Origin of the sequence: uncultured Rothia sp. (assembly GCF_963555405.1) — a bacterium.
Taxonomy (GTDB): Bacteria; Actinomycetota; Actinomycetes; order Actinomycetales; family Micrococcaceae; genus Rothia.
The window spans coordinates 89,058-115,524 of the sequence record NZ_CAUVVO010000002.1; the positions used below are offsets into that span (position 1 = coordinate 89,058).

Consider the following 26,467-nt stretch of genomic DNA (forward strand, 5'->3'; position numbering starts at 1 on the left):
GATTGCGTTCTCTAGCGGTGCGCTAGAGGCGGCTGATTACTGGAGGATGTCACCATCATCAGCGCCGAACTGGTTCGGCTGTACAGGCTGCTGGGCAGTCTGACCGGGTTGAACCGGCTGAGTGGGCTGAGTCGGCTGGGTGGGATATGCAGACTGGGCGGCCTGCGCATCGTACGCGGGCATTGCTTTGGTCGGTTCATTCTCGCCGTAGTTCAGGCCGTGCTGCGGGGTGAACACCTGAGTCGGCGAATCATCACCGGCAGTATAGGCGGTGTTCTGCGCCGGGTAGCCGCCCTGTGCCGGGTAACCATTCTGTGCGTCAGCCTGGGTTGCACCGTAACCGGTCGCAACACCAGCCGCAGCACCCAGTGCAGCAGCCGAAGCGGCACGACGCTCACGGCCCTTCGCACGAGCCGCCGCAATCTTCTTGCGGAACAGGAAGAGCAGAATCAGGATGAGCAGCAGCAGACCCACAATAACCGCATCCACGATTACATCAGTCATGCTCAGACCTGACACCGGAACAGTCAGACCGGAGGTGCTACTGACACCGCGGTCGGTCTTCACGCTCAGCTCGCCACCATTGACGGTGAGCTGCACGTGCTGAGAGTTCTTCGCGAGGCTGTTCGCGGCATCAACCTTCTGCTGATCCAGCGAGGAGAAGGTCGGAGCCTTGAAAGTGAACTCGAAGGGAGCGGAGTAGTAGTTACCCAGCTTCGAAGAGAGCTTGATTTCAGGGGTCACCGTGTAGTCGGAACCGAAGGGGTGGTAGCCACCGGGGCGGGTGACAGTTACCTTCGAGTCGGGCAGGTATGCGTTCAGACGCTGGTTGAACTCGTTCTGGTCCTTACCGCGAACCTTCACGCTCACGATGGTGGAGTCGCCGTCCTGGCGCACCTCGGTCTCGTCATCGCCGCCGCCCGCGAAAACGTCCTTGAGCTTCTGCTCAGCGCCCGCAACATCCGCGGTCGGGAATGCGTAGAGGAACCGCGCTTCCATGGAACCGTCCAGGCCCAGGGAGGTAGCCACCTTCATGCTCTTCATCTCGATTTGGCGCGAAGAAACGCGGTCAACCGCGATGAGAGTGCTGCTACCGCCAGAACGGGAGGAGCTAGCGCGACCCTCGGGGTCAACCATGTAGGACTTATCGTTGCTGTCCACGATGGTCAGGGTCAGGCCATCACCGTTCGGGGAGCACAGCAGGGAGCAGTCCAGCAGACCCGAAATCTTCTTCTGAACGGTGAAGGTGTTGTCCTTCGCCACTACCTCACGGCTGGCAGAGAAATCGGTGCTGCTTGCGCCAAACAGCTTCTTGAGACCGTTGCCCAAGTCCTCAATCGAAGAAGCGCTAAAGGTCAGGGTACGACCCACTTCTTCCTTCGCACTGGCGGTCGATGCGGAAGGAGCGTATGCCTTCGCCTGCGAGGACTCCAGACCCTTCTTCAGCTCGGAGCCCTCAGGCTTGACCTGGTTCAGGTAGGCGTCGACCGCAGAAGCGGTCTCGGTGTTCATGATTTCCTTCGCGACGAAGGAAACCATCACGGAGTAACCGCCGTCCTTCTCCTTCACGTCAAGAATGACGTTACGGAAACCGCGGTCCTGAACATCCTTCGCAGAAATCTTAGAACCACCGGAGTTCTTCACTTCCTTCTCGCCAAACTTCACAGTGGTTTCATCGCTGCTGCTGAGAACACTGTTCTTATTGGATGCAGACACCACGCCGTCCACTACCAGCGCTTCCGGAAGCCAGCCCAGCAGGTCGCCAGAGCTGAAGTTTTCCTTCACCTGGATACCCTGAACCAGGCCCTGGTCAGAGTTGATAATGCTAATCTGCGGCTTGATATCGGAGCCGGAAGCCTTCAGCAGGGAGGTCACCTTGGAGTGGTACTCGTCCACGGAGGAGAAAGATACCTTGAAAGTCGCACGAGCCTTCTCACCCTCGGACTGAATACCTTCGTACTCCATGCCCTCGGGCAGGTGCTTACGCACGGACGCATCCAGCGCCTGGGTGCCGCCCTTAACCTTGTCCTGGTTATCCTTCATGTTGAAGGAAACCAGGATGGTACGAGTACCCTTCTCGGCGCTCTCAAGACCAAGCTGGGTCTCAATCTTTGCGCTGCAGGCACTCAGAATCAGGGCGGCAATGGTTAGCAGAACCGCCAGGAACATCCAGCGCTGACGAGCCGGTGCACTCGAAGTATGAGTCATGGTGTGCATCTTAGGCTCCCATCAGGCGGATAGCCACGTAGTAAACAACCATGGATGCCAGAACCCACGCGGTGCTCAGCGCCGCGTGCATGATAATCGGGGACTTCGCGAAGCGGCCCAGACGGTTCAGGCCCAGGTAGGTCAGAGCCTCACCCGAGAACACCGCGAAAGCAAGCACCAGGCCCATGAGCATGGTCAGGAAGAACGCGCCATCACCGCTACGGGTGAGACGCAAGAAGAACACCAGCAGGTTCAGCAGCAGGAACGAAGGAATCAGCATCAGAGAAGACACCGAAACAGCGTGCATGCTCGCGGTGAAGGACGCCGGAGCCTTACCAATACGCGCGGTCAGCTGCAGCTGTACACCGCGCAGAACCTGCACGCCGAAGATGGCGAGAGCCATCAGCACGTACGCCAGAATCATGCGTCCGGTCGGCACAGCCTGTGCGGCGTAGGCGCCACCGTAGGCGGCACCGCCTCGACCGCCGTACATGTAGCCCACCATGGACATCGCAACAACAGCAGCCAGGATAACCAGCTGGCTGAAGAAGAACGCGCCCACCAGCGCCTGCAGAGTCGTGGGAACAATCCAACCCCACGCACCTGCGGAAGAGATGCGGGCGTGCGCGGTCGCCGGATTGCTGGAGAAAACGTCCAGGAACGCGTTCCAGGTAGCGCCCAGCGCCTTCACTGCCGGATGCGGTGCGCTCGGCGCGTAGACTGCCTGCGCGGGCTGACCGGACTGCGCGACACTAGGCTGGGCAGTACCAGGCTGGGTTGCGGCGGCGGGCTGACCGGGCTGTGCGGGAGCTGCCTGAGCCTCCGCATTCGGCTGTGCATGAGCGCTCGCCGGAGTGGGCTGGGGTGCCTGCTGAGGCTGGACGGGCTGCTGAGGTGCTACCGGTGCGGCAGGCTGAGCAGCATTACCCGGCTGGCTCGACTGCACGGGCTGGCTCGGCTGAGCAGCCTGAGCTGCATTACCCGGCTGAGCAACCTGGCCCGGAAGCGAAGCGTCCTGCGCGGGACGCGCGCCGGCATCGTAGCCGTAACCGCCAGCTACACCCTGCGACGGGTTGTTGGGAGTGTTCTCCGACATTGAGATCCTCTCGTATGGTGTGTGGAAGCAACACCTACCGGCTGAATCGGCATCTACCGGCGGCATCACGCTGTCTTTCGTGACAAGACTCTTCAACCCTACCGTATTGAACGGTATGATGCGTCTTCGTTCGTCATTTACTCATTTTCATCACCGTTGATGCATTCCATGCACAAAAATAAGCTCTGCCGAGAGCACGACAAAAGAGCACGAAAAGAGAGCACGGAAAAGCCCCGCCCGCCGACAAGTGGGTGAAGTCGACGGGCGGGGCCGTAGGGAGTGCGGGGCTCGAACCCGCGACCAAGGGATTATGAGTCCCCTGCTCTAACCGGCTGAGCTAACTCCCCATCCGGTGCAGTGACGGCGCGCAATGGGCGCCAGCACCATCCTCTAGAGTACCTGAACGGCGACTGAGAACGAAAAACGCTCTCTCCTACTCAACGCTCGGAGGTCTAGAGAAACTTAGCCTAGAGAAGCTTATCGGCGCGAATCCAGGTAACGCTGGTACGGAGCGTCGCTCACGTACAGCTCCTCGAAGGTACGCCAGGTGTTCTCCGCACTGTGGAAGCCCACAATGCGGCGGGATTCGCGCCCCATCTGCTCACGCTCAGCGGCGGGCAGGGAGAGCACAGCCTCCAGCTTCTTCGCCAAATCCTGTGCGTTATTGGGTTCGAAGAGGTAACCGTTCACGCCTTCCTCCACCAGGTGCGGCAGAGCCAGCGCGTTCGCGAGCACCACGGGGGTGGAGGCGCTCATCGCCTCCAGAGAGACGAGGGACTGCAGCTCGGCGGTACCGGGCTGGCAGAACACGTCAGCCATCTGGTACACCTCGGGCAGATGCTCATCCGGAACGAAGCCACGGAAAATCACGCGGTCGGACACACCGCAATCGTGTGCTTTCTGCTCGAGAGCCTCACGCAGCTCACCGCCACCGGCGATATCAAGCACCACGTGCTCGAGGGTATCCGGCAGCAGAGAGAGCGCCTCAATGAGCACGTCCACATTCTTCTCTTCGGCAAGGCGACCCACAAAGGCGATACGCAGCTCGCCGGGAACCTTGCCAGCGTCCGCGCCCTCAGCCAGCTCGTAGTCGCTGATCTCAATACCGTTAGAAACAGGCATGACCGGGCGGTCAAAATGACCCAGGTCGCGCATCGCATCCGCACCAATCTGGGTGGGGGTGGTAACGACCGCGGTCTTGGAGAAGCAGAAACGCATGTCCTTCCAGGTTGCCTTCTCAATCACGCGCTTCACGGGAGAGGGGAAGGGTAGGAACGGATCAAGGTTCGCGGGCATGAAGTGGTTGGTTGCGATCACGCGGATACCGCGGCGCTTCGCCTGGAAAATCAGCGCACGACCAATAATGTAGTGGCACTGCACGTGCACCACGTCCGGGCGGACCTCGTCGAGGATTGCGCCAACCTCGGACCAGATTTCCCAGGGCAGGCAGATGCGGTTCGTTTCGTGGGTCGGGGGCAGGTGGGAACGCAGGCGGTGCTCCACAATGCCGCCCTCTACCTCGGTGCGGTAGCTGGGACCGGGGATGGGGCTGGCGGCGACTACGTGTACGGAGTGGCCGCGCTTGAGCATGGAAGTGGCAAGGCGGTGACCGAATTGTGCTGCACCGTTGATGTCCGGCGGGTAGGTTTCTGCGCCAATCAGAATCGTCTTTGCCTGTTCCATGACGGGGCTCCTCATCGGGGTGTAGTGTGTCGGTGACTTTGGGGTTTCGGGTGCGACGGTGCGCCGCTTCTACCTCTGTCTGCCGCGCGCACCGGGTGGGTCCAGTACGTACAGCACTTGTCTATTCTACCTGTGAGCTGCGTCCTTCTCCGATTTGTGGCGGGCGGCTTTGGCTGGGAGTTACCTCTAAACCAACCGTTGAGACAGACGCCCGGAACCTGCCTATAGACGCACAAACGCCCCGATACGAGTATCGGGGCGTTTGGACGCTTGGCGTTAAACCTGTGCGCCGGTTTGAGCGGCGACGGGGTTTATGGTGTACCGGGTTTAGCGGCGTACCAGGCGATTCAGGAAGTGCAGGACGGTTGCAATGGATGCACCCAGTGCTGCGAAGGACTTCCAGCGTGCCTGCAGAACCTCGGGCTTGCGCACGTTCTCTGCCAGGCCGCGGCCGGTAGCTGCTGCACCTGCAGCAACTTCGGAGGGTACTGCCTTGAGAGCGTCCAGGGCCTGCTGGGTGTTGGACTGAACGTCGCCGGTGTAGGACTGCAGGTCGTCGCGCAGGGCTGCCAGGTGCTGGCGACGCTCTGCGGTGCGCTGCTTGAGCTCTTCGAAGGTCGGCGGCTTGGGCTCTTCCTCGCCGCGTGCCTTGCGCTCTTCAGCTTCCTTACGGGCGCGTTCTGCTGCTTCTTCAGCTTCCTTAGCCTTCTGCTCAGCGCGCTCTGCCTGCTCCTTCTTCAGGCGCTCAGCGGACATGGCGGTACCTTCCTTGAGTACGCCGAGGTCGAAGAGCAGACCGAAGATTGCGGATTCGGGCTTGAACGGCAGCTGAGCCTTGACCTTCTTCAGACCGACCAGTGCGCAGATAGCGAGGACGATGAGGAAGATGAGGGCGAAGATCAGCGCGGATGCCCAGTAGGGCATGACGGTGCCGAGGCCGAGGATTGCTGCGGCGACCAGCGCAATGATCAGGAACAGACCGAAGACTGCTGCGACGCCGAAGAAGGCTGCGCCCTTACCAACGGCGATGCCCTTGGTCTTCAGCTCGTGCTTTGCAATCTGGATTTCGTCCTTGACCTGGCTGGGTCCGAGGGTCTTGATGGTTTTGCCAGCGTCGATGATGTTCGCGACGCCGGACTTAATCCCGCTGATGCCAGCAAAGAAACCCTTGGGTGCCTTGGGATTAGTAGTAGTGGTCATGACCACCTCTCCGTGACGTGTTTTTGGAGGCTTCTTTTTCGCACTCCACCTCCTATAGTTTAGCCCCTTATGGTACCCCTGCGTGACCGTTTGAACGGGGGTTTGCGCTATCTCTTCAGGTATTTTCGACTTTCTGAGGTCTGTATTGAGCTGCGGGCGTAGCATTCTGGGCTTGGTTGCGTCTGTGGATTTGCTCTGGAGTAGGTGCAAGAGGGCGCCGGTGGGGCGCTCCCCCGCTGCGTTCGGGATGCGGATGCGACGCGTGTGGACGGGGTGAACTTTTCTTGAGGAGCGGGCTTCATAAACTGGTTCACGGCTGTGGACAAGACTGCGGAGGGAACGTTCCGACTGGGTTCGCCTAGCGAGGCGAAGATTTTCCGAGCGCGCGAGGAAGCAAAAACCGTTATCCCGCCGAGGGCGTAAGCCCGAGGAGTTGCTGGTTCGAGTCAGAGGAACGTATATAGCAAGAACCCCGGAACTTCGTTCCGGGGTTCTTGCTATATTGGCTCCCCCGACTGGACTCGAACCAGTAACCCTTCGATTAACAGTCGAATGCTCTGCCAATTGAGCTACGGGGGATTATTTTGTTTCCGTTGCTGGTTTCCCTTGCAACGAGTAATAACTATACCGGGGCTGTTTGGGCTCCGCAACTTGAAATGCCGTGAAGTGCATCACTCTTTGAACTGGGGCTGGTGTTGCCCTCTACTGACCGGTGGCGCTCCCCCGGCAACATGCAGAACGCAGGACATTCGACAGGTTGCCGGGGCGCTCACCAGGAACTGTGTTTAGCCACGCTGGGCGCTGAGCTGGCGGCGGCGCATCTCCAGCTCAAGAAGCTGACGCTGTACCGCTTCGAACTCTTCGTCATCCGGGTTGGCGCTGAGCTGCTCCAGGCGCATCATCAGGTCGGACTTTTGGCGGGCAATCTGCTGCTCAAACAGGGCGTTGAGTGCGCCGGTCACGAAGTCGGGCAGACGCTCGGCGCTGCTGACCGGTAGCGGTGAGACGGCGAGCTCCGCAATGGCGGGGTGCACGCCCTCCACCGCGCCGGAGCGCACGCAGTTGATCCATTCGATGCCGGGTGTGGGTGCCATGACGGTTGCCGCATGAATGATGCCGGCGGCTACCTCGCGGTGGGTGCGGTAGCGGAATTGCACGGTGGCGAGGGTTCGCCACTGTTCCACGCTGATGAGTTCGGGGTGCTGCAGGGCTATCTCGAGTGCCGCTTTTTCGAGGCGGGCGACCGGGTCGGTCGGGTCGGGGGTGAGGAACTCCTCGACGGCGGGTGCGGTCGCCTCCGGCTGGGGTGCGGCGGGCTGAATGCTGCTCGGCGGATGCGCGGCAGCGTTCTGTCCGGCGTAGGCGCTGGGCGCGGCGTAATCCTCGGGAGGCGGCGCATCGTAGGCGGGGTCGTAGGGCGCGTCAGCATGAACTGCGCCCTGAGCACCCGTATAGCCCGGCGCACCCGCGTAACCCGGCGCACCCGTATAGCCCGGCGTGCCCGGCACGCCCTGCGGCCCCTCGTTCAGACGCTCGTAACGCGGCGCGGCGGCGGGAGCCTCCGCCTGCTGGGAGCGGGAAAGCTTCGGGTGGTTCTGCGCGTACGCTACGGCGCGCTGAATCTCGTCGAGCTCCAGCCCGAGCTGACCCGACACCTTACGCATGTAGGCGGGGCGCAGGTCGCGGTCCTTGATACCGGCGATAATCGGGGCGATAGCGCGCATCGCCAGCACGCGGCCTTCAAGGGTCGCCAAATCGTACTTGGCGAGGGTCGAATCAATCGCAAACTCGAAGAGCGGGCGGCGCGAAGCGATCAGCGAGCGCACGGCGGCGTCGCCCTTGTGCAGGCGCAGGTCGCAGGGGTCCATGCCGTTCTCGGCAACAGCCACGAAGGTCTGCGCGACGAAGCGCTGGTCCTCCTGGAAGGCGGCCATGGCGGCTTTCTGGCCTGCGGCGTCACCGTCGAAGGTGAAGATGATTTCACCGCCGGAGCCGTCATCGGTAATCATGCGGCGCACCATCTTGATGTGGCCGGGACCGAACGCGGTGCCGCAGGTGGCAACGGCGGTGGTGATGCCGGCGAGGTGTGCCGCCATGACGTCCGTGTAGCCTTCCACGATGACGACCTGCTTCTTCTTGGTCATCTCGCGTTTGGCCAGGTCAATGCCGTAGAGCACCTGGGACTTCTTGTACAGCTGCGTCTCGGGGGTATTGAGGTACTTGGGGCCCTGGTCGTCGTCGAAGAGGCGGCGGGCACCGAAACCGATGGTTTCACCAGCGATGGTGCGAATCGGCCAGATGATGCGGCCGCGGAAGCGGTCGTACAGGCCGCGGTTGCCCTCCGAGAACATGCCGGTCGCCTTCAGCTCCTCATCCGTGAAACCCTGGGAGCGAAGGTGCTTGAGCAGGTGGTCCCAGCCGCGCGGGGCGTAGCCTACACCGAACTTGCGGGTTGCGGCGGGGTCGAACCCGCGGGCGCCAAGGAAGCGCTGTGCCTCCTGAGCATCAGCGCTGTAGAGGTTGCATTCAAAGAACTCGGCGGCAATCTTGTGCGCGTCGAGCAGGCGGCGGCGCATACCCGCCTCGTAGAGGTCGCCGGGCTTACCGCCCTCATAGTGCAGGGTGTAGCCGATGCGCGCGGCAAGACGCTCCACCGTCTCAACGAAGCTGGTGTGCTCCATCGCCATGACGAAGGAGTACACGTCACCGGATTCACCGCAACCGAAGCAGTGGTACGAGCCGACCTGCGGGCGCACATTGAAGGAGGGCGTGCGCTCGTCATGGAACGGGCACAGCCCCTTGAAGGTGCCTATACCTGCGCTTTTGAGGCTCACGTAGCCTTCAATGATTTCGCGGATATCGGTACGGGCGCGGACTTCGTCAATGTCTTCTTTGCGGATTAATCCAGCCATAAACTCAATTCTACGGTGGGGGTCAACAGGTAGCGCCTGTGTGCGCTGCAGGAGCGGGAAATAGCGCGCGAACAGGCTCGAAAAAGGATGTGCCGCGACGCGCAAACAGCACGCCGCGGCACACAAGTACAGGGGGTTAGCCGCCGGAAATATCCAGCTCAGCCTCCACCAGACCCAGACGTTCAGCATCGCCGAGGATGCGCGAATCCAGCCAGCCATCGGGCAGGTGCGGCTGCTTGGGGCTGCCGGCGCGACCGCGCGAACCCTCCACAGCGGCGCCCGGGTAACCAATCGAGTGATCCAGCTGAGCAATCAGCTCACGGAACGTCGCCAGGTCGGGCACCTGAGCCATCTTCGCGCGCAGCTCACCGCCAACCGGGTAACCCTTGAAGTACCACGCCACGTGCTTGCGGATCTCGCGCAAGCCGCGAGTCTCATCGCCAAAGGTCTCCACCAGCAGTTCTGCGTGGCGGTAAATCATGTCCGATACCTCAGTCAGGGTCGGGCGGATACGCTCCGACGAACCCTCAAACGCATTCTGCAGGTCACCAAACAGCCACGGGCGGCCCTGGCAGCCGCGGCCAATCACCACGCCGTCCACGCCGGTCTGCTCAACCATGCGCACCGCATCCTCAGCGGAGAAAATATCGCCATTACCCAGAATCGGCACGTCCGGAATCAGTTCACGCAGCTGCGCAATCGAATCCCAGTCAGCCTTACCCGAATAATGCTGAGCCGCAGTACGGCCGTGCAGAGCAATCGCCGCAACACCGGCATCACGCGCAATCTTGGCGGACTCCAAGAACGTAATGTGGTCATCGTCGATGCCCTTGCGCATCTTAATGGTCAGCGGAATATCGTTGCGGGACGCCTCCTTCACCGCGGTCTGCACAATCGCGGTGAACAGGTCAGTCTTCCAGGGCAGGGCGGCACCGCCACCGCGGCGAGTCACTTTAGGAGCCGGGCAGCCAAAGTTCAAGTCAATGTGGTCGGCACGGTCCTCTTCAACGACCATGCGCACAGCCTTACCGACGTTGACCGCGTCCACACCGTAAATCTGGATAGAGCGGATCTTCTCGTCCGGGTCATGCTCAATAATGCGCATGGACTCGGGCTTACGCTCCACGAGGGCGCGCGCAGTCACCATCTCGGTAACATACAGGCCGCCGCCATATTCACTGCAGAGGCGACGGAAAGCCTTATTGGTCACGCCAGCCATCGGGGCGAGAACCACGGGAGTATCAACGGTCAGATTGCCCAGTTTCAGGGGCGGAAGGGTAAGACGGGGTGCTTCAGAATTCACCCCTATATTGTGGCATACGGGGGCAAATCGAGAACCGGACTCAGCTGAGGGGGTACAGAAGCGCAGTGCAAGCTCAGCAACCGCGAGGATGCGCAAGCACGCACAAGGGGCGAGGAAGCGTTCCGCTCCCCCGCCCCTTCAGCAAGAGTCAGCCCGCAGGCTCAGTACCGAGAATCTACTCGGGAACCTACTCGGTCACGTAAATATAGGTCGGGTCACCCTCCACCGAGGCAGTACCGGCACGCAGCAGCACGTCAGTCACCTGAACCAGCGCCTCCATGGCATCATCAACCTCAACCAGCACCGGATACTTAGCGCTCAGCAGGGACAACACCTGCATAATCGCCTCCACGGCGCCCTCATTATCGAAGTCATAGCCCAGCAGCAGTTCGGTGGCGGTGTTCTCATTCACCAGCGCCGCCTCCGGGTCAGTCTCGAAGGGGTGGTAGCTCACCGCAAACGCAACAATCGGACCCTTCTTACCCTCTGCAGCCGCCTCACGAATATGGTCACGAAGCACCACGGCGCCAAAAGCACGCACCTCATCCGAAAGGAAGTAGCGGTTCACCGTGCCCAAACCAACCTCGGCGGGAACATCCCACTCGTGGGCGCGGCGGTAGAAATCCCACAGCGCGGCGGTCAGCTCCACCGAACCGGTCGCCAAATCCTCAATCGCCTGAGTCTCATTACCGTCAGCGTCCTCACGCAGTGACACCGGAGGAATCGCACCCGGCTCCACACGCACCATACGGGAACGCTGAATCAGCTTCATGCCAGCCGCCTGCGCGAACTCCTCACCGTCACTAAACGGCGCCAACTTCACACGCAGAGCAGTGGTCTGACCGTGCGCCGCCGCAATCTCACGCAACGCATTCAGCAGAGCAGAACCAATACCCTGACGGCGGTGGTCAGCAGACACCTCGATGTAGGACCACAGACGCGTCGGATGCAGCAGCGAAGCTACCACAGTACCCGCAGCCACCGGCACACCAGAAACAGTCACCACCAGAGTACGGCTAAAAGGCGCGTCACTGTCCGGGCCAAAGAGGCCACGCTGGCGCTCCTCAACCTCATTGCGGGCAGAGTTCCAAATCTCAAGCAGGGCAAGGTCATCACCCTCCTGCCAGGGGCGAATCTCAAATTTTTCGCTGAGGCGTTCAGCCATATCCGTGCACCTTTCCTTTGCTCGCGTCAAACGTGCCAATCAGTCTAACCAGGGTAGCCCAAATACACGACGGCGGGTAGCCTCTTTCGCTCTAAGAAGCTACCCGCCGACCATGTTATGAATTATTTTTAGCCTGCCAGGCGTGCAGCCAGGTAGGACTTCACCTGGTCCAGAGCCACACGCTCCTGGTTCATGGTGTCGCGCTCGCGGATGGTCACAGCCTGATCCTCGAGAGTGTCAAAGTCCACGGTGATGCAGAACGGAGTACCGATCTCATCCTGGCGGCGGTAACGGCGGCCAATAGCACCCGCCTCGTCGTAGTCCACGTTCCACAGGCCGCGCAGCTCATTCGCCAGCTTGGTTGCCGGTTCAGACAGTTCAGCCTTCTTCGACAGCGGCAGAACAGCAGCCTTGACCGGTGCCAGGCGCGGGTCAAGCTTCAGCACGACGCGCTTATCCACGCCACCCTTAGTGTTCGGTGCCTCATCCTCAACGTATGCGTCAACAAGGAACGCCATCATGGAGCGGGTCAGGCCAAAGGACGGCTCAATCACGTACGGCACGTAACGCTCGCCGGTAGCCTGGTCGAAGTACTCAAGCTTCGCGTTGGAGTGCTCATTGTGCACGCCCAGGTCGTAATCGGTACGGTTCGCAACGCCCATCAGCTCGCCCCACTCGGAACCCTGGAAGCCGAAGCGGTACTCAACGTCAATAGTGCCAGCCGAGTAGTGTGCACGCTCCTCCTTAGGAACGTCGAAGCGGCGCATGTTATCCGGGTTAATACCCAGGTCAACAAACCAGTTCCAGCAGTCCTCAACCCACTCGTTGAAGTACTTATCAGCGTCATCCGGGTGCACAAAGTACTCAATTTCCATCTGCTCGAACTCACGAGTACGGAAAATAAAGTTACCGGGAGTGATCTCGTTACGGAACGACTTACCAATCTGGCCAATACCGAACGGCGGGCGCTTACGAGAAGCAGTGACCACATTGTTGAAATTCACGAAAATACCCTGAGCGGTCTCCGGGCGCAGGAAGTGCAGACCCTCCTCATTATCAACCGGGCCCAGGTAAGTCTTCATCAGACCGGAGAAGTTCTGCGGCTCAGTCCACTCACCGCGAGTACCACAGTTCGGGCAAGCAATCTCTTCCATGCCCTCAGCCGCGCGGCCCTTCTTCGCCTCAAAGTTCTCCAGCAGGTGATCCTGACGCAGACGTTTGTGGCACGACAGGCACTCAACCAGCGGGTCGGTGAAGGTCGCCACGTGACCGGACGCCTCCCACACCGCACGAGGCAGAATAACGGAGGAGTCCAGGCCAACCATGTCCGCACGGGAGCGGACGAAACGCTGCCACCACTGCTGACGGATGTTTTCCTTCAGCTCTGCACCGAGGGGGCCGTAGTCCCATGCGGAGCGGGAACCGCCGTAAATTTCACCGGCCTGGAAAACAAAGCCGCGGCGCTTCGCGAGCGCAATAACGTTATCGAGGGTGGACTTTTCAGCCATAGTTACTCCTTCTGCCCCGCCACCGGCTGTGACGTGCGTGAGTTCGGGTTCATAAGGGACGCGACCCAGAACGGGGCGCCCGTATTCGCGCTCATCGGCGCAATATGCACACTTTTTGATGCAAGACACTAGGGTACCATCACCACCCCACCCCTGGGTATGCCTACCCGGCCCACCACACCCCCATTTTTGCCGGACACCAGTATGCACCCGGCGGGATAAACTAGAGAGCATGGAAGAAATTTTTATTCGCGACGACATGATCCGCCTCGGCCAGTTCCTCAAGCTCGCCAACCTCGTAGAGGACGGCGCGCAGGCACGCGAGGTCATTCAGCACGGCCTGGTAAAGGTCAACGGCGACATTGAGGAAGCACGCGGCAAGCAGCTGCACCCCGGCGACACCGTGACTCTCAACGGCGTGACCGTGAAGATTGCGCACGAAGACTAACACTCCCCTTGACGTGAAATCTTGAGGGACGGTGCTCGTCCTCGTTCCTACAGGGAACCCGCCCTCGCTTCGCTTCGGGCACCCTGATGTCACTACGGACGACACCGCCCCTCCGCTCGCACCAAGTCGCATACCTCGGACAGCTGGGGTAGCTATACCCTCCGGAAGCGACATCAGGGTGCCGCCCCGGGCGCTCTCCGCCGCGAAGCAAGGAGAAGCGGAGCGTCCGGGTGCGGCGGGTGCCCTTGCAGGAGCGGAGGAAGGGTATAGCGTCCCACCCGCCCAGCCTCTATAGGAACGAGGACGAATACCGCTTTCCGTGCTGAGCAAAGCTGAGCACCGTTTTTCCAAACGGAACTCAACGTAAAGCCCCCGAGTCGTCAGACCCGGGGGCTTTCCATATAGTCGATTTAGGCGTCAGAGCCTTCCACGGTGCCGGTCGCCTCCGCAACCTTCTGCGCACGAATACGCGGCTCCTTACCCTGCACCTTCACCTCCAGGAACTCGCCCACATGGCGAATCTCCATGGCGCTCACGCCGTGATCCATTCCACCCATCTCGTCCATGGTCCCCATATGACCCTGAAAGGGTGCGCTTCATGGTGGAGCCTTTCAGGGTCATATGGGGCAGTGGAGAGAAGTGGTGAATCAGTGGACGGCGGTGGATGCCGGAGTAGGAGTGGTGTGTTCTTCCTTCGGACTGGTGGGAGCCAGGTGGGCAGGGTCCAGATCAATCCGGCGCAGCAGCTGAGCGTTAAGCGCCACCACAATCGTCGACAGCGACATCAACACCGCAGCAGCAGCCGGGGGAAGCAGAATGCCGCTAGAGGCGAGCACGCCGGCGGCCAGGGGCACGGACAAGATGTTGTAACCGGACGCCCAGATGAGGTTCTGGATCATCTTGCGGTAGCTGGCCTGCGAGAGCTCAATCATCGACAATATTGCCCGGGGATCGTCACTGGCCAGGACCACTCCGGCGGATTCCATTGCCACATCCGTGCCGGCCCCGATGGCGATGCCGACCTCGGCGCGGGCCAGGGCCGGGGCGTCGTTGACACCGTCGCCGACCATGGCCACGCTCAGGCCACGCTCCTGTAGCTGGGTGACCTTGGTGTCCTTGTCCTGGGGCAGGACCTCGGCGAAGACCTCATCAATCCCCAGGTCCTGGCCAACCGCATGGGCCACCTGCTGCGCGTCACCGGTGATCATCGCGACCTTCACCCCGCGGTCCTGCAGGGCTTTCACAGCGGCGCGGGATTCGGGGCGGATCTTGTCCTCGACGGCCACCGCACCGATAATCTGACCGTTGCGGACAATATGGAGTACACCGGCCCCACGCCCGGTCCAGGCGCTGGTGGTGTCGGTGAGCTCGGCCGGGGTGGTGAGGTTGAACTCGCGCAGCATGTTCGGCCCGCCCACGAGGATCTCAGCGCCATCGACAGTGGCCCGGACCCCCCTGCCGGAGGCGGCGCTGAAACCAGTTGCACGGATTTGCCGACGAGAGGCCTCGGGATGGGCGGCCGCAGCCGCCACGATGGCGCGGGCCACGGGATGCTCGCTGTCGGCCTCCGCGGCGGCAGCCAGGGCCAGCAGCTCGCCCTCAGTGACGCCGACAGTTGCCGCGACACCGGTGACCGCGTGCGCGCCCTCGGTCAGGGTGCCAGTTTTATCGAAGAGCACCACGTCGATGGTGCGCATCCGCTCGAGCGCCATCCGGTCCTTGATGAGCACCCCGGATTTCGCGGCCCGCTCGGTGGAAATCGCAATGACCAGCGGAATCGCCAGGCCCAAGGCGTGCGGGCAGGCGATGACCAGCACCGTGACCGTGCGCACCACGGCATCGTCCGGGCTGCCGATGGCGGTCCACACCACCGCGGTGATCAGAGCAGAGATCAGCGCGAACCAGAACAACAACGCCGCCGCCCGATCCGCCAGGGCCTGGGCCCGGGAGGAGGACTCCTGTGCGTCGGCAACCATGCGTTGGATTCCGGCCAAGGCGGTGTCCCCGCCGGTAGCCTCCACCCGGACGCGGACGGTGTTGTCGGTGGCCACGGTACCGGCGACCACCTTGTCACCGGTGTCGCGGAAGACGGGACGGGATTCGCCGGTGATCATCCCCTCATCGAATTCGGCGGCTCCGTCGAGGATGGTTCCGTCGGCCGGCACCCGGGCACCGGCCCTCACCAGCACGACGTCGCCGACGACCAGCTCGGAGATGTCCACGGTGCGGGTGGTCCCATCGATGACTTTCTCAGCCTCATCCGGCAACAGGGCAGCCAGCGCGTCAAGCGCGGAGGACGCACCCCCGAGAGCGCGCATCTCCAGCCAGTGGCCCAGCAGCATGATGGTCACCAGCAGGGCCAGCTCCCACCAGAAGTCCAGGTCAAAACCGCCCAGCCCCAGAGTGGTGACCCAGGAGGCGACAAACGCCACGGTGATGGCCATGGCAATCAGGAGCATCATCCCGGGTTGGCGGGATTTCAGTTCCTTCCATCCGCCCTTGAGGAAAGGCGTTCCGCCGTAGACGAAGATGATCGTGTCCAGTACCGGGGGAATCCAGGTGGATCCGGGGAATTCCGGGAGGGGGTAGCCGAGCAGGTGGGCGACCATGGGGCTGAAAATAACGACGGGAATGGACAGAATCAGTGACCACCAGAAGCGTTCCCGAAACATTGCGGTGCTGTGCCCGGCGTGTTCGCCGTGACCATGAACCTGGTGGTCTTCGTCCAGGACAGAGTGCGGGTGACCGTGGGGCATCGCCTGGCCGTGAGTGTCGGCATCTGCATGGTGTTCGTGGCTGGCATGATCCGGGTGGTGGGTGTGGTCTGTTTCCGGAGCGGGGTGATCACCATGGTGATCGCCGGAATGGTGGGGAGTGTTCATGACGTTCCTTTCGCTCAACCCGGTCGGGGTCGAGATGATGGGTAAATCGATCAGGATAAGACGGTGTAGCCGGTCGCCTCGATAGCCCGGCAAACCGCCTCCGGAGGTACGACACCGGTGACCGTGACGGTGGAAACACCACCAGCAGCGAGATCAACCTGGACGTCGTCGACCTGGGGGAGGGCCTGAAGGGCCTGGGTCACGCTTTTCGCGCAGTGCCCGCAGGTAAGGCCGGTGACCTGATAGCTAGAGGAGGACCCTCCTGCTGACGAGTCGCTGGCGGCAGGGTTGGAGACGGTGTCGGCACGTGAGGTAGGTCCGCAACAGCTGCAGCCGTGGGAGGCCATCGGCAAGAGGTGGGGTGGGGAGGTGGTCATGGGAAAGCTCCTACGGGTCGGTGGGATGCGGGGATGCTACTCTCCAGTACATACCCCCCTGGGGTATATTTTGAATGGCGGCGATGCTGTTCTCCAGTATATACCCCCCTGGGGTATATTTTCAAGAGGTGGAGGACACGGCCCTCACGCAGGGCAGGGCGAGGGCAACCAGTAGCTCGAACTCCGTGCGGGTGAGCTCCATGGTCGTCTCCCCCACCCGCGCCTGATGGGCGACGAGGTCAAGGATGAGGTCACCAACGATTAAGGGAGTGGTCACCTGCGGTGGGGTGGTGCTGGTGCGCGGGCGGCACAGCACCGCATGCACCCGGGTCACCAGTTCCCGGATGCTAAAAGGTTTGGTGATGTAGTCATCAGCCCTCAGGGTCAAACCGCTGATCTTGTCGTCCTCGCTGCCACGCGCGGTGAGCGTGAGGATGTAGCAGTCCGAGAAGGTGCGGATCCGTCGGCACACCTCCAGGCCGTCGAGTTCGGGCAGCCCCAGATCCAGCACCACAACATCGGGGGAAAAGCGACGGGCCTCGTCCACGGCCTGGGTGCCGGTGTGCGCCTGGCGGGTATCGAAGCAGGCCCCGAGGTCACCACCCTGGCGCATGCCTTCAACACCATGGCCGACCGGCTGGAACACACCGAACAGGTCCGCCGCCAGATGCTCTCTAATCTGGCCCACGAAATGGGCATCCCCCCTATCGGTGCTCACGGTCTGCCTCGATGGTCTCCAAGACGGGGTCGTGGACTGGAATAATGCCACCCACACGATCATGGCTGACCAACTCGCCCGCCTAACCCGGTTGATGGAAGACATCGACGATGTCTCCCTGGCCCAGGAACACCGGATCGATTTGGACCTGGCGGAGGAAGGGTATAGCGTACCCACCCACCCAGCCCTGTAGGAACGAGGACGAATACCGAATTTCCGTGCGGAGTCTAAACTGAGCCACGCATCCCAAGCGGACGCAAAAGCTAAACGTAAAGCCCCCGAGTTGATGACCCGGGGGCTTTCCATATAGTCGATTTAGGCGTCAGAGCCTTCCACGGTGCCGGTCGCCTCCGCAACCTTCTGCGCACGAATACGCGGCTCCTTACCCTGCACCTTCACCTCCAGGAACTCGCCCACATGGCGAATCTCCATGGCACTCACGCCGTGGCCCGCACCGGCGTACAGCACCTTAATGCCGTCGGTGTACTTGCGGATCCAGTCGTAGGTGTAGTTCACTATCTCCTGCGGGATGACGGGGTCTTCCTGGTCGCGGCCGAAGAACACCGGCAGTTCGGTCTTCTTCAGCTCCTCATCCTTGAAATAGGGCGAGTCGGAATCCACCGCGTAGCCCGATAGACCCACCACGGCGGCAAACTCGCCGGGAGCATGACGCACCATCGAAGTTGCGATGGCCATGCCCTGCGAGAAGCCCAGCAGGGTCACCGAAGCGTACAGGGTGCGGTTCTCGCGTACCCACTCCAGCACGTAGTCGCTGGCCTGTTCGATGGCGCGCTGGTCGGATTCAAGCTGCTGGTTCAGCGGGTACCACTGGTAGCCGATAGCATCTGCGGCAATGTAGGAGCCGGTCGAGTTCGCGGAGAACTGGGTGCCAACCGGCTGCGGGGCGCGCATGGAGGCGTAGGTGAAGCCCTCCTGCGGAAGGTGTGCAGCCAGGGACAGTAGGTCGTGTTCCTGGGAGCCGTAGCCGTGTAGCATGAGCACCAGGTGGGTGCCTGCGCGTTCGTTCTCGGGGCGGGTGTATTCGACGACGTATTTGTTTTCGCTCATGCACCCATCTTAGCGAGGACTCCCCCCATAAACCTGCACCGCGGGTTCCGCCGCTAGCTTGACCCTCACCTAACGTCAGGTTTTAGAGTGAAACCATGGACGCGAACAGAACACCGCCTGACGGGCAGCATGAATACACCGTAGGAGAAGCGGCATCATTGCACGGGCTAACAGTCCGCACGCTGCACCACTGGGAGCAGCGGGGCCTACTCAACCCGGCACATGATGAGTTCAACGGGTACCGGTACTACACCGATGCAGATCTTGAACGAATCACCGTCATCATGGGGTACCGCGCCATCGGCATGAGCCTTGACGCTATTCGCAACATACTGCAGGACGAAGCGAACAGCACCGAGCATCTACTCGCTCAGCGGGATATGCTTCAACGCAAAATCGCCGCGTACGGGCACATGCTTGAAACCATCGAACATCTTTTGGAGGACGCTATGGCACCTAAGAATGAGCAGCTCAGCGCTGCTGAGAAAGCAGAAATTATGGGCGAGGGATTCAGCCTCGCCCACCAGCAGGAAGCGCAGGAACGTTACGGAAAAACTGACGACTGGGCCGAGTACCAGCGCCGTACTGCAACAATGAATCGTGCCGACTGGCAGAACGGCAAGCAGCAAGTTGAGGAGGTGGAACACGCCCTCGTCGAGGCGTTCAACCGCGGCGTGCAGCCGGGCAGCGAGGAGGCGAACGCGCTCGCCGAGCGGCACCGCGCCTCCCTGTTCTTCTTCGAGGTCACCCCCGCCAAGCACGCCATTCTGGCTCGCGGCTACGTTGAAGATGCCCGCTTCAAGGCGCACTACGAGAAGCTTGCGCCCGGGCTTGCGGAGTGGCTGCGGGAGGTCATCTTTGAGAACGCTCGTGCGCACGGTGTTGACCCGGAGAAAACTACTTGGGGGTAGACTTCCGGGGTGAAGATACCTCGTGACTAAGCCTGAGTAGCTGAGCACGAAAGACGCCCGGATTCCCTGCGCGGGAATACCGGGCGTCGGCGTGCATACCTGCATGGAAGCTAGAGGGTTATCTAGCGGGTGCCATCGAGGTGACGGCGGTGCTCCTGAATACGGCGATCCAGGTGCTCAAGGTTCTGCTGCAGCCCCGCAATCTCGTTTTCAATCTTTCGGCGGGCACGCTCCATCACATCAACGGAGAGGGCGTGATCATCCGGATTGTCCAAGATTGTACGAATGTCGGCAAGACTCATGCCGGCCTGACGGCAGGTAGCAATAAACCGTGCTGCGGAGATAGACTCCTCATCAAAAATACGGGTTCCGTGAGCATCACGGGGCACCGCAATGAGCCCCTCTTTCTCGTAATAGCGCAGGGCGTGGGTGCTCACCCCCAACTGCTCCGCTACCTCTTGAATACTTACCACAACTTTAATGCTATGGGGTTAGAGCGGGTCTAAAGCAAACCGAGAACCCTTACCTTCCAGTGCAACAGGAGGCTACTTCCGCGGTATCTCGCGGAGGTTTCGCAAAGCACCCAAAAACCGGAAAATATTCCCTGACTTGGCACAATACTCTTCAAAAAAGATGCAAAGAAACGCCGGGTGCTCGCATTACGCAAGCACCCGGCGTCTCCTTATCTAACCTTTAGGATGAAGGTTAATTCTCGGCGGGCGGAAGGGCAGTTGAGAATACCCAACTATTCGCACACAATCCCACACCTACTGTTTAGGTAAAACAACATTCTGCGGGATACGTGTAAAGCACCGGGCACCGGTTGAGTTAGCGATTAACCGTGCCGTACAGGCGAGTCATCGAGTCCAGCGCTTCACGCTCGCGCTGCGCCTCGCTCGGGGTAGCAGATTCCTCCTCAACGCCCAGGGCGCGAGCCAGAATCTTCTCCACCTGCTTCGCCTCAATCAGGAAGCCGTCATGGCCGTGGTTCGACTCGATAATGTCCACGGTAACCGGGGTGGGCAGCGCCTCCGCGAGGCGGTGCGACTCGTGCGGGAAGAACAGGCGGTCCGTATTCACCGCCGCGATGGTCCACTCACAATCGGTGTGCGCCAGCGCCTGCGCCAGGGTGCCGCGGCCACGAGCCACATCATGCGAAATCAGTGCCTCGTTGACCGCCAGGTAGCTGTTCGCGTCAAAACGCTCAACCAGCTTGGCGCCGTGGTGGTCCAGGTAGCTTTCAATCGCGTAGCGGCCGCGCGGCTCACCCAGCGAACCGCCCACGGTGCTTTCGCCGCGGTTCTCCTCGCGACCGAAGCGGTGCTCCAGCTCGGCGGGGCTGCGGTAGGTGGTATGCGCAATACGGCGCGCCAGGGCAAGACCCGCAGTCGGCGCGGGGCCAGCATAGTAGTCACCGCCGGCGAAGTTCGCGTCCGAACGAATTGCAATGTTCTGGGTGTGAGCCCACGAAATCTGCTCGGCAGTAGCCGAAGGGCCGGAGGCGATGACCGCGCATCCGCGCACCAGCTCCGGGTTAGTCGCCGCCCACTCCAGGGCGCGGGCACCGCCGAGGGAACCACCAATCACGTAGCGGAAGCTAGTCACGCCCAGGGCACGAGCCAGACGCGCCTCGGCACGTACCGAGTCGCGGATGCTCACCTGCGGGAAGCGGGAACCCCAATGCTCACCGGCGCCCGGGTAGCCCTCGGGAATGACGCTTGCCGGGCCGGTAGAGCCGTAGCAGCCGCCCAGAATATTGGGGGCAATCACGAAGTAGCGGTTAGTGTCCACGACCGAGCCTGGGCCCACGATGCCTTCCCACCAGCCGTCCGATTCGATAGCGCGAATCAGCGGGGCGGGCATATCCGGGGTGGGTACGCCACGGGAGACGTGCGTATCACCGGTGAGCGCGTGCAGAATCAGGATGGCGTTATCGCCAGCCTCGTTGAGGGTACCCCAGGTTTCGTAGCCGATGGTGACCTGCGGCAGGGTTACGCCGGATTCGAGCTCCAGGTCGCCGATGTTCAGCTGACGCAGGTACCCTTGCGCTTCGGGATGCTCACGCTGGGTGCCCGCCACGGGGATGGGTGCGGTGACAGGCTGGTTGATAGTGCCGGATTGTTTGGAGCTGGACAGCGTGGTGCCGGAGGGGCTAGTGCTCTGGGCGGTCATGGGGGTCCCTTCACTGGGTTGGCCGGCGAGGTGGTGCCGGGTGTGAGCGGGGTACTCGTCTGCGGGTAGAAGAAGCAACAGGTTGGGCGGCAGCAACGCCGCTCAGTCACAAAATGCTCCGTAACGGGGAATCCGCAGGTGGACCGAAAAGCCGTAGTCTTTCCGGTCCACCTGCGGGTTGCATCACCGTTTAGGAGAGGGTGTCAAAGCCCAGCTGCAGGTCGGCGAGAATATCGTCAATGTTCTCAATACCGACTGCCAGGCGCACGAAGTTCGGGTACACGCCAATCTTCTCCAGCTCTTCAGCGGAAAGCTGGGAGTGGGTGGTCGAGGCGGGGTGAATCACGAGCGAGCGCACGTCACCGATGTTCGCCACGTTGGAGTGCAGCTTCAGTGCGTCCACGAAGTCGCGGGTCTGTTCCAGGGTTGCACCCTTGAGGGTGAAGCCGAGCACCGCGCCGGGGCCCTTGGGCAGGTACTTCTGTGCACGCTCGTACCAGGGGGAGGATTCCACGCCAGCCCAGATGACCTTGTCGACCTGCGGGTTTGCTTCGAGCCAGTGGGCGACCTTGGTGGCGTTCTCAATGTGGCGTTCGATGCGCAGGGAGAGGGTCTCCAAGCCGATGCCGATGTTGAAGGCGTTGGTCGGGGAGATTGCGGCGCCGGTGTCGCGCAGCAGGGAGACGCGTGCCTTCAGGATGTAGGAGAGGTTCGCACCGAATGCGGAGTCCTTGCCCAGGTCGCGTGCGTAGACCAGGCCGTGGTAGCCGGGTGCGGGCTGGTTGAACTTGGGGAACTTCTCGGGGTCTGCACCGTAGTCGAAGTTACCGGAGTCAACAATCACGCCGCCAATGGAGGTGCCGTGGCCGCCCAGGTACTTGGTTGCGGAGTGGACCACCACGTCCGCGCCGTGCTCGATGGGGCGCAGCAGGTAGGGGGTGGGTACGGTGTTGTCTACAATCAGGGGCACACCGTTTTCGTGCGCAATCTTGGCGATGGGCTCAATGTCGAGCACGTCGTTGCGGGGGTTGGGCACGGACTCGCCGTAGAAGAGCTTGGTGTTGGGGCGGACTGCGGCGCGCCATGCGTCCAGGTCGTCCGGGTCCTCAACGAAGGTGGTTTCGATGCCGAGGTCGGCGAGGGTGTACTTGAGCAGGTTGTAGGTGCCGCCGTACACGGAGGGCGAGGCGACCACGTGGTCACCAGCACCGGCAATGTTCAGGATTGCATAGGTAATAGCTGCCTGGCCGGATGCCAGCAGCAGCGCGCCAACGCCGCCTTCCAGGGAGGCGATACGGTTTTCGATAGCTTCCTGGGTGGGGTTGTTGAGGCGAGTGTAGATGGGGCCCAGCTCGGCGAGAGCGAAACGGTTCGCTGCCTGCTCGGCGCTGTCAAAGACGAAGGAAGTGGTCTGGTAGATGGGTAGTGCCCGAGCTCCCGTTGCGGCATCCGGTGCCTGTCCCGCGTGGATCTGGCGGGTTTCGAACTTCCAACCGGTGGGGTTGGCGGGAGTCGGGACGGTAGTGTTGTTGCTCATGCGTGGCTCTCCTAAGGGGATAGTTAGGGGGCCGCATGCCGATTGGTACAGGAATCGTCGTCGAATAATCCTGTCACGATTGATGTACCGTTTTCGGTCACATCGGTCCCGCGCTTGCGTCACGCTTGTGCGTGCCGCCCGGTCTTCACCCAGGGCACCCCACCGCGGAGGAGGGTTGCCGGCCAGCTAGCTGGGGCTTATCGCTGGCGCTCTTGACCTGTTATTTAGAGTGTCACAGGGCACGGGGCGGGGTCAAGGGTTTTGTGGGTGCGCGGCACTTTAAGACGTTTCATTGCAAAGATGACGTTTTTTAACGTCCGTAACAAAAACCCGCCTGCAACAAAACGTTGGCAACAATACCGGGTGGCAATCGAGGGGTTTGGAGGACACCCTTCCACATGCAGTAACCCCCATCACTTTTATCCGCGCTTTTCGGTACACTGAGACTACAACACTGACTACACATACACTCGCGCAGGGCGCGGCTCACTACGCCGTTTATCCTGCACAGCATCCCTCCGGTATAGGGGCCAGAGGGTCATACCCGAAGGTTACCTACCATGTCTCTTGTTCTTGACGCCGCGCAGCTCAGCCGCGTCTTTGGCAAAGGTGAAAACGCCTTTACCGCCGTCGACCGGGTGTCGCTTCGCGTTAGCTCCGGCGAGATTCACGCCCTCCTCGGTCCCAACGGCGCGGGCAAAACGACGACCGTGCAAATGTGCTCGACCCTGCTGACTCCCACCGGCGGTAGCCTCACCGTGAATGGCGTTGATGCCATCGCTCACCCGCAGCGGGCACGCCGTCACGTGGGCCTCGCCCTCGGCGGGGAGAACGGCTTCTACCCGCGCGCCAGTGCCCGCGATAACCTGCTGTTCTTCGCCGATGTTGCGGGGGTTTCCGGGCGAGCTCGACGACACGAGGTGGAGCATGCCCTAGCCCGCGTGGAACTCTCCGACGCTGCGACGCGGCCTGTCCAGGAGTTTTCTCGCGGCATGAAGCAGCGCCTACATATTGCCCGCGCCCTGCTCGGCTCCCCCGCCCTGCTCCTGCTGGATGAGCCGACCAACGGGCTCGACCCCGATATCGCTCTGACCGTGCGTACCCTCATCCGATCTCTGGCAAATGAAGGTACCGCCATTCTGCTGACAAGCCACCTGCTGGGCGAAATCGAGGACCTGGCGCACACCATCACCGTTTTGGGTGCCGGTTCCGTTGCGGTGAGCGGCACCCTCGAGGATATTGCCGCGCACGCCGGTATTGCCGCCACGACCGTGGTTCAGGTCGAGGCCACCGCCACCGAGGGCATTGATACGCTCCGCGGATTCCTCCACGATAAGGCGGCGGTACTTTTTGCCCCGCGTGGTTCCGGCTGGGAACTGACCCTCTACTGGCATGGCGAGCGCGCCACGTTCGAGGCGGGCGAGGCTCACCGCATCCTCACGGAGGGGCTTGCCACCGCGAACATTGGGGCACGGACCGAACCGTACACACGCCCGGCAACTCTGGAAGAGGCATACCTGGCGATGGCGGAGGGGCTCAAGCGATGAACGCTCAGACGCAACGCTCGGAAGAGTTCCAGCGGCAGGATCGACGGTACGACCTGTGGCAGGAGTGCGCCCGTCAGTTGCGGCTCATGGGATTTAGCCTGCGCCAGTTCCTGACGGTCCCGTACTTTATTCAGCTGCTTATCAGCACGGTGCTCGGGTCGGTCATCCTCCAGGCACTCGCCGTGCACGCGGCGGCGCAGAGCTCCGAGGGTCACTCCGTCGACCCGACCCTGGCGTGGACCCGCGCGGGCATCGTGGGCATGTGGTCGGTCTGCATCGTGTCTGCGGGCATTATCAATTTTGAGCGCTTCCGCGGGACCCTCGTGTACCTGTGTTCCGGGTCCATTTCTCCGGTGCGGGTACTGGCGGCTATCGTTTCGAGCGCCTCCATCGTGGGTCTGGCGGCTTTGCCCCTATCGTGGGCGGTTTGGGCTCTTGTGACGCTTAACCCGCGGGTCACGGACTTTTCTGCCCTCTGGCCGCGCTATGTTCTGGGCGTTCCCCTGCTGTGGGTTGCGTGCCTGTCGGTCACGTTCATGATTGCGGTGTTTTTCGTGGCGACGCCGAACGCTATCGCCTACGAGGAGCTGCTCCTCGTGCCGGTATTTATTCTCTCCGGGGTTCTCTTCACGATGGTTGAGGCGCCCACCTGGCTAGATGCTGTAGGCACGCTCATTCCCCTGCAGGCGCCGGTTCATCTCCTACTTGGGCGTACCACCATCACTACCCCGGCGGATGCACTCTTGCCCGTAATTCAGACCCTGGCCGTGAGCTTCATCTGGGCGTTGTGCGCCTTCCTCTTTGCCCGGAAAGCTCTCGCATCCGCCCGTCGTCGCGGCACTCTGGGGGCGATGTAGCGTGCGTGTTCTCTCTACTGATTCTCTGCCCGGTGTGATGCGTCGGGCTCTGTCTACCGCCTCTATTGGCTGGTCGTCGTCCATTACCTTTGCGACCCTCGGAACGGCCATCACGACCCTGGTGCTCGTGCCGGGCCTCAACGTGCTTTTCACGGTGCTTCTGGGTGCCGACCTCGCCGCAAACGATACGGTACGCATCGGCTGTGCAACCGCCCTGATTGCCACCCTCAGCTCGGTGGCAGCCGGTATTGTCGCGCGCGTCGCCACCGACCGTTGGATTGGTGTCTTCGAGTACGTGTGTACGGCTCGCCCGGTGGACGCTGGCTACTGGCTCGGTGCGGCGGCGGTACCCGCGTTGCTGGCATCCGTGACGGGTCTGAGCAATGTGGGCATCGTGTGGTTGCTCTCCCTCACGGCACCCGCTACCGGGGCGGGTTCCGGGCTTCTGCTCGGCGCCATTGCGCTGATGCCGGTTGCGGTTCTGGGCGGGGTCTGCCTGGGTATTTTTGCCGCCGGGCTGGGCCTGTACCTGTCCGATCCGTACACGGGATCCAATGTTCTGTCGATTATTCTGCCGGTGAGCGCGGGCGTGATTGTGCCGGTGAGCACCTACCCCGCATGGCTTGCTTGGGTGTGTTCCTGGGTTCCCGGCTCCCGGCTGGTGCAGGTTTTAGATGCCTCTAGCGGTATTGCGAACGGCGCCACACGGGATCTGTTCGCGCTCCTAGCGGCAGACGCGGCACTGGCGGTACTCTACGCCGCAGTGGGGTTGGGGCTGACCTTCCTTGCCGCCCGACGCATCCGCGCCGGTGCCCGCGCCTCGCTGCTATAAGGCATAACACCCCCGAGATAAACGAGATAAAAAGAACGAACCT

At 61.7% G+C, this 26,467-nt stretch carries 20 protein-coding genes, 2 tRNA genes, 2 pseudogenes and 1 riboswitch; of the genes and pseudogenes, 6 read left to right on the forward strand and 18 right to left on the reverse strand.

The genetic code is table 11. The features are described from left to right. Positions 1–36: 36 nt before the first annotated feature. The 10 genes from RWL87_RS01835 to RWL87_RS01880 form a co-directional block, all read right to left on the reverse strand. On the reverse strand, positions 37–2,208 hold the full coding sequence (locus RWL87_RS01835; protein WP_313968701.1) for a flagellar motor protein: 2,172 nt from the start codon (positions 2,206–2,208) through the stop codon (positions 37–39). 10 nt (positions 2,209–2,218) lie between these two features. Continuing rightward, positions 2,219–3,304: a hypothetical protein gene (locus RWL87_RS01840; protein ID WP_313968702.1), complete on the reverse strand. Its 1,086-nt coding sequence runs from the start codon at positions 3,302–3,304 to the stop codon at positions 2,219–2,221. 273 nt (positions 3,305–3,577) lie between these two features. Next, positions 3,578–3,651 (reverse strand) — tRNA-Ile (locus tag RWL87_RS01845). Between the two features lie 130 nt (positions 3,652–3,781). After that, the gene (locus RWL87_RS01850; protein ID WP_313968703.1) at positions 3,782–4,987 is read right to left on the reverse strand and encodes a glycosyltransferase; all 1,206 of its coding nucleotides are present in this window, start codon (positions 4,985–4,987) and stop codon (positions 3,782–3,784) included. A gap of 327 nt (positions 4,988–5,314) precedes the next feature. Further along, entirely contained in the window at positions 5,315–6,187 is an 873-nt protein-coding gene (locus tag RWL87_RS01855; protein ID WP_313968704.1) for a phage holin family protein, read from the reverse strand. Between the two features lie 503 nt (positions 6,188–6,690). Next, positions 6,691–6,766: transfer RNA gene (locus RWL87_RS01860), tRNA-Asn, on the reverse strand. Between the two features lie 206 nt (positions 6,767–6,972). Next, on the reverse strand, positions 6,973–9,099 hold the full coding sequence (dnaG, locus tag RWL87_RS01865) for a DNA primase (RefSeq protein ID WP_313968705.1): 2,127 nt from the start codon (positions 9,097–9,099) through the stop codon (positions 6,973–6,975). A gap of 136 nt (positions 9,100–9,235) precedes the next feature. Further along, positions 9,236–10,402, reverse strand: coding sequence for a tRNA dihydrouridine synthase DusB (dusB, locus tag RWL87_RS01870; RefSeq protein ID WP_044142776.1), 1,167 nt, complete (start codon positions 10,400–10,402; stop codon positions 9,236–9,238). Between the two features lie 187 nt (positions 10,403–10,589). Beyond that, positions 10,590–11,567 (reverse strand): GNAT family N-acetyltransferase, encoded by a 978-nt coding sequence (locus RWL87_RS01875; RefSeq protein WP_313968706.1) that lies wholly within the window; start codon positions 11,565–11,567, stop codon positions 10,590–10,592. 128 nt (positions 11,568–11,695) lie between these two features. Then, positions 11,696–13,075 (reverse strand): glycine--tRNA ligase, encoded by a 1,380-nt coding sequence (locus RWL87_RS01880; protein ID WP_005507052.1) that lies wholly within the window; start codon positions 13,073–13,075, stop codon positions 11,696–11,698. A gap of 232 nt (positions 13,076–13,307) precedes the next feature. On the opposite strand from RWL87_RS01880, the gene RWL87_RS01885 reads away from it, so the two are divergent. Further along, the gene (locus tag RWL87_RS01885; protein WP_313968707.1) at positions 13,308–13,523 is read left to right on the forward strand and encodes an RNA-binding S4 domain-containing protein; all 216 of its coding nucleotides are present in this window, start codon (positions 13,308–13,310) and stop codon (positions 13,521–13,523) included. 410 nt (positions 13,524–13,933) lie between these two features. Here RWL87_RS01885 and RWL87_RS01890 read toward each other — a convergent pair whose 3' ends face one another. The 4 genes and pseudogenes from RWL87_RS01890 to RWL87_RS01905 form a co-directional block, all read right to left on the reverse strand. Continuing rightward, positions 13,934–14,089 carry a hypothetical protein gene (locus tag RWL87_RS01890; protein ID WP_313968708.1) on the reverse strand — a complete coding sequence of 52 codons (156 nt, stop codon included), beginning with the start codon at positions 14,087–14,089 and terminating at the stop codon, positions 13,934–13,936. Positions 14,090–14,170: 81 nt separating this feature from the next. After that, positions 14,171–16,405: a copper-translocating P-type ATPase gene (locus RWL87_RS01895; RefSeq protein ID WP_399534045.1), complete on the reverse strand. Its 2,235-nt coding sequence runs from the start codon at positions 16,403–16,405 to the stop codon at positions 14,171–14,173. Positions 16,406–16,455: 50 nt separating this feature from the next. Further along, complete coding sequence (locus RWL87_RS01900; RefSeq protein WP_313968709.1) at positions 16,456–16,782, reverse strand: cation transporter; 327 nt, start codon at positions 16,780–16,782, stop codon at positions 16,456–16,458. Positions 16,783–16,936: 154 nt separating this feature from the next. Further along, a pseudogene (locus RWL87_RS01905) lies at positions 16,937–17,395 on the reverse strand (response regulator transcription factor); the annotation flags it as partial. Between RWL87_RS01905 and RWL87_RS01910 the strand changes: the two are divergent. Then, positions 17,357–17,687: pseudogene (locus tag RWL87_RS01910) on the forward strand (histidine kinase dimerization/phospho-acceptor domain-containing protein); the annotation flags it as partial. The pseudogenes RWL87_RS01905 and RWL87_RS01910 sit on opposite strands and share 39 nt — an antisense overlap. Before the next feature lie 128 nt (positions 17,688–17,815). On the opposite strand, the gene RWL87_RS01915 reads toward RWL87_RS01910, so the two are convergent. Beyond that, positions 17,816–18,568, reverse strand: a complete 753-nt coding sequence (locus RWL87_RS01915; protein WP_313968710.1) for a dienelactone hydrolase family protein — start codon at positions 18,566–18,568, stop codon at positions 17,816–17,818. A 95-nt stretch (positions 18,569–18,663) separates the two neighbouring features. Here RWL87_RS01915 and RWL87_RS01920 point away from each other — a divergent pair, with 95 nt between their 5' ends. Beyond that, entirely contained in the window at positions 18,664–19,479 is an 816-nt protein-coding gene (locus RWL87_RS01920; RefSeq protein WP_313968711.1) for a MerR family transcriptional regulator, read from the forward strand. A gap of 122 nt (positions 19,480–19,601) precedes the next feature. Here the strand turns inward: RWL87_RS01920 and RWL87_RS01925 are convergent, their stop codons facing one another. The 3 genes from RWL87_RS01925 to RWL87_RS01935 form a co-directional block, all read right to left on the reverse strand. Then, the gene (locus RWL87_RS01925; RefSeq protein ID WP_070634991.1) at positions 19,602–19,952 is read right to left on the reverse strand and encodes a MerR family transcriptional regulator; all 351 of its coding nucleotides are present in this window, start codon (positions 19,950–19,952) and stop codon (positions 19,602–19,604) included. A 355-nt stretch (positions 19,953–20,307) separates the two neighbouring features. Continuing rightward, positions 20,308–21,651: a homoserine O-acetyltransferase gene (locus tag RWL87_RS01930; protein ID WP_313968712.1), complete on the reverse strand. Its 1,344-nt coding sequence runs from the start codon at positions 21,649–21,651 to the stop codon at positions 20,308–20,310. Between the two features lie 190 nt (positions 21,652–21,841). Next, the gene (locus tag RWL87_RS01935; RefSeq protein ID WP_311448553.1) at positions 21,842–23,188 is read right to left on the reverse strand and encodes a bifunctional o-acetylhomoserine/o-acetylserine sulfhydrylase; all 1,347 of its coding nucleotides are present in this window, start codon (positions 23,186–23,188) and stop codon (positions 21,842–21,844) included. Between the two features lie 105 nt (positions 23,189–23,293). Beyond that, positions 23,294–23,406, reverse strand: a riboswitch (SAM riboswitch). Positions 23,407–23,748: 342 nt separating this feature from the next. Between RWL87_RS01935 and RWL87_RS01940 the strand changes: the two genes are divergently transcribed. From RWL87_RS01940 to RWL87_RS01950, 3 genes are read left to right on the forward strand one after another with little or no spacing between them, the layout of a single operon-like run. Next, positions 23,749–24,735 carry an ABC transporter ATP-binding protein gene (locus RWL87_RS01940; protein WP_313968713.1) on the forward strand — a complete coding sequence of 329 codons (987 nt, stop codon included), beginning with the start codon at positions 23,749–23,751 and terminating at the stop codon, positions 24,733–24,735. After that, a complete protein-coding gene (locus RWL87_RS01945; protein WP_313968714.1) occupies positions 24,732–25,592 on the forward strand; it encodes an ABC transporter permease in 861 nt (286 codons plus the stop codon). The genes RWL87_RS01940 and RWL87_RS01945 overlap by 4 nt, the downstream gene beginning before the upstream one ends. Before the next feature lies 1 nt (position 25,593). Further along, on the forward strand, positions 25,594–26,424 hold the full coding sequence (locus RWL87_RS01950; RefSeq protein WP_313968715.1) for an ABC transporter: 831 nt from the start codon (positions 25,594–25,596) through the stop codon (positions 26,422–26,424). Positions 26,425–26,467 lie beyond the last annotated feature (43 nt).